The 4,232-nt window shown below is 55.8% G+C and carries 1 protein-coding gene and 3 pseudogenes; all 4 read right to left on the bottom strand.

The genetic code is table 11. The features are described 5' to 3' along the window. Positions 1-102, bottom strand: a pseudogene (locus ACXPVS_RS27075) (transposase); the annotation flags it as partial. Between the two features lie 97 nt (positions 103-199). Further along, positions 200-463, bottom strand: coding sequence for a hypothetical protein (locus ACXPVS_RS27070; RefSeq protein ID WP_458512622.1), 264 nt, complete (start codon positions 461-463; stop codon positions 200-202). Positions 464-961: 498 nt separating this feature from the next. Beyond that, positions 962-3,988 (bottom strand): annotated as a pseudogene (locus tag ACXPVS_RS27065) (RHS repeat-associated core domain-containing protein); the annotation flags it as partial. Next, positions 3,988-4,232 (bottom strand): annotated as a pseudogene (locus tag ACXPVS_RS27060) (IS5/IS1182 family transposase); the annotation flags it as partial. The pseudogenes ACXPVS_RS27065 and ACXPVS_RS27060, both read right to left, overlap by 1 nt.

The raw sequence follows: 4,232 nt of genomic DNA, 5'->3' as shown, positions 1-4,232 counted from the left end.
GCTGTTGTCTTTTCGGAAGTTGGCGATGATCTTGAAATCGGGCATCAAACGCCCGGTTAGCCACATGAGTTCGACGTTGCGCTGGGCTTCTCGCTCAAGCGCTTTGAGTGGCAGCAATCGGCCGAGCCGAGATACCCACCCCGAAGAGGAGCTAGTGCCTTCCCGAGAAAACAGCAAAATCGGCTAACCAGAAAATGTGTTAAGTCGCAACTCCACGGTCTGCGCCTGGATTGAACATGAGAGATTCATCCTCTTGTCTAGCTCTACAGCGCTCAACATAACTCAGTGCTGCGGACGAATTCTTAAGAAAGAGTTCGTATGACTCTTTGCTTATTTCGTAATATTCATCATAGTCAACCAAGCGGTTGCTAACAGGGATAGAGACATAATACCTTCCAGTGGCTTCCTCTGTTCCTATAGTGAATCGCTCATCTGTATTTACAATAGTGTCATTGAATTTCATGGTTATCCCTTATAGAGCCAATGGTGATATTTCAAGTCTTGTTGCAATCGGGCCCTTAGCGTCGATTATTGCTTCACTATTCCCATTTGGTAACTTTCCACCTGGAATCCATAGGTCGTTAGCGCCAGCTTCATTTCCTGATGGAATTCTTAATTCAAGTTCCCTTGGGTTAGTGATGTCCACGCGTAATAATTGATTGTTGCTAAGAAAGCCAGGCTCAAGGCCCAAGGAACTCTCAAGAATAGAGCTATCTCCGTTGGCGGATGCTAGCAGCCTATCGGCTTCACTTTTTGGCATAACAAAGGATGTGCCATCACGTTGTCCAATACCATACCTGTCCACGTTGTTTTGAGTCATAAAACGGGTCGCACCTCCATCAAACTGGGAAAGATGATTCGATATGTATTCGGCGGACAGATAACTGCTTGGATCGGGACGCATTCCCTTCGGTGTCGCAATAATCTTGTCTATTTGCGACTGTGTTAGTGGAGGAGACATATCCGGGCAGTCCCCTTTACCACACATCAAACCAAGTGGATCAACCCACATTATAGGGTTCGGCACGTACTGGTAGTTATTCAACCCACCCGCAAGCTTGATCGGATCCGGTGTCAGATATCGCGCTGTGTTCGGATTGTAGTAGCGGTGCCGGTTGTAATGTAACCCCGTCTCAGCGTCGAAGTACTGACCTTGGAAGCGCAGCGGGTTGTCGATTTCGTTCACGTCGAGGGCGGCAAGATTGCCGTAAGCACGGTATTTCGCCGACCACATGATCTCGCCGCTGTAGTCGGTGAGTTCCTGCGGTGTGCCGAGGTGGTCGAGTTGATAGTAGAAAGGTGCCGCTTTCACTGGGCCTTCGCCGTCGAGCATTGCCAACGGCCGGAAGGTGCCCGGTTCGTAGATGTAGCTGCGATAGCGGTTCTCGGCGCTTTCCGCTATCAGGCGTTCGCCTTGCCACAGGAATTCGGTGGTATGGCTGTCGACGGTTTTTTCGATACGGCGGCCGAAGGCATCGTATTTGTACGACGCCGTACTGCCGCCCGGCAGACTTACGCCGATCAGGCGATGCTGGCAGTCATACCGGTATTCAGTGACGAGCTTCTGGCCGGCTCCGCGCCGCTCGCGGATCAGGTTGCCGTATGCGTCGTAGTCGTAGTGGCGGTCGCCCTGCATCAGCAGGCGGTTGCCTTTGACGTTGGCCAGATTGGCGCCAGGCATGTCGGTCTGACCGAGCAGGTTACCTGCGGGGTCGTGGGCAAAGCTTTCGAGTGTTGCGCCACGTACGTTGATCAGGCGATCCAGCGGATCGTAGTGGTAGCTGCGATTGCCTTTGCGGCTGTCGTCGATGCCGACGAGGTTACCGTTGGCGTCGTAGGTGTAGCGACGCTGGAACAGGTTTTTGTCGCGTTGACTGACGCTGTGCGCTTGCAGGCGACCTTGTTCGTCGTATTGGTATTGGCTGAGCAGCAGACCTTGCTGGCGTTGCTGTTCACGACCGGCGCTGAACTGGTGGGAAGTCAGGCGTGTGCCGTTGAGGTCGATGCTGCTCAGATGCCCGCCGGGTTGATGGCGATAATCGAGTGTGCTGCCATCCGGCAGGCGGCAGTGACTGAGCTGTCCGACGCTGTCGTATTCGTAACGGGTGGTGCCCCAGCCCTGATGCTCGGTGATTAGCCGATCCTGCACATCATATTCATAGGCAAGCGGCCAATGACCATCGTTCACGTCGACCAGACGGCCAAGCGCATCGTAGCTGTAGTGAATTTCCTCGCCGTCGGGCAGAGTCTTCACCAGCAGTCGGCCGGCGCCCTCGCGCTGGTACTCGGTGACCAGTTCGCTGCCGTCGTCGCCGAATTCGGTTTTCTTCAGCAGCTTGCCGTTGAGGTCGTACTCGTAGGCCGTGCGGCGCCCGTCGAAACCGGTTTCCTGCTGGATCAACCCGTTCGAGTAGTAATCCAACCGGTAGTGTTCGCCGCGTTCATTTTCGATATCGGTGAGCAGCAGGCGCGCGTTGTCGTAGCGGTAGCGCAGTTGGCTGCCGTCGGGGTTGATGCGACGGCTGACCAGGTGCAGGTTATCGGCATACTCGTAGCGGGTTACACGGCCCAGTTCGTCGCGTTCAGCGGTGACGCGCCCGTATGGGTTGTAGGTAAATGCGCGGGTGGCGCCACCGGGCAGCGTGATCTGTACGAGACGGTTTGCAGCATCCCACTGGTACTGGGTGATTGCACCGGTTTCAGCTTGACGTGTGATCTGCCGACCGAGTGCGTCGTAGCGGTATTTGCGCTGACCGCCGTCGGGCAGGCGCTCCTCCAGCAATTGGCCGAGGTTGTTCCAGCCCAGTTGATGACGGCTGCCATCAGGATGCCTGATTTCCAGCAAACGTCCCTGGCGATCGTAGCTGTAGTGCGTCGAGTTGCCATCCGGATCAACTTGTTCGGTTATATCGCCCTGGTCGTTGCGCCAGTAGATCCATTTGGCCGGGCCACGATTAACCACACGGACATAGCCGTGGTAGTACTCGTAGGAGGTCGGCATGTCTTCCGGCGGGATCACCGCGACCAGTCGACCGGCCTCGTTGTATTGGTATTCAGTGACCGCGCCGAGGGGATCCTTTTCGGCGATCAACCGGCCTTGATCGTCGTAAGCTTTGAGGTGTTCCGCGCCATCCGGATCGACCTTGACGACGAGTCGAGCCTTGTCATCGTGGGTGTAGACCTCTTCGCTGCCATCGGCGTTGGTCACCGTGACGCTACCGTTGTCATCCCAGTCGTAATGCGCGTCCATCTGCGAGAAGCTGGCCCAGTGATGGATGCAACGCGCTGACTTGCCTTCCTTTTCCCACTCCCAGTAGAAGCTCGCGCCACCGGCAAGCTGCCGCTCGAGAATGACGTTCTGTTCGTTGTAGGTGTAACGCTCAGACTCACCGGCAGCGTTCGTGGCTTTAGTCAGACGCTGCTGAGCATCGTACGTGTAGGTGACCAGGGTCTGGACGGTGCTCCATGCATCTTCCAGTGTGTCTGCCGGCACGAATTGCTGATAGTCGATAGCGATGATGTGTTTGCGGTCATACCGAACCAGAAGGGCTCGACCGGCCCCGTTGTCCACGCGTTTGATTCGACCGTGGATGTCACGGGTGATGTGCAGGCGATTGTCGTAGTTATCGCTGATGGCAATCAGCGTCGCGCCTTTGGTGTCAAAGCGAAAATGATAGAACTGCTTGCGCTCACCAGCCTGTGTGAGAACGAGCTCGGAAGGATCATTGCCGATGAAGATGGCCGCTTCCGAAAGGCTGTTGGTGATTGCCGGGCGCTGTTCGCTCGGCATCGGAAACGTCGTGACACGGTTTTCGTGGTCGGTCCAAACGACCTCGTCGCCATTGATGTCCACTCGCTGGGCGAGGGCATGGCTCCAGCCGAAGCCGAGACCGCAATCCATTTCCGCCGCACTGGTGCGATAGAGACGCGTCCATGTGAAAGGCAGCAAACCGCCGAGTTCACCGTCGGTAATCGTCAACAGCTCTTCAGCGAAACCTGTTTATCAGGGGGATCGTTGAGCTGAGTTTCGATCCCTTGAAGCCCTTTCATCTGCGCTTTGAGCTTGGCGATTTTATCTTCCAGGCTGGCAGTGTCTGGCGCGGAGGCGCTAGGAATCTGTCGATCAGCCGCATCGAGCGCAGCCAAATAACGGCTGATGCTCGCCTCGATTTCTTCCATACGCCGCTTCAGTTTGGCGCTGGTGAAATTGCGGTCACGGTTGTTCACTGCCT

This window comes from Pseudomonas sp. Ma2-10 (assembly GCF_054330215.1).
This window is presented reverse-complemented; position numbering and strand designations above follow the sequence as displayed.

Bases quoted from the DNA above. Each gene is read 5' to 3' on its own strand.
- ACXPVS_RS27070 (WP_458512622.1), bottom strand. From the start codon at position 463: ATGAAATTCAATGACACTATTGTAAATACAGATGAGCGATTCACTATA.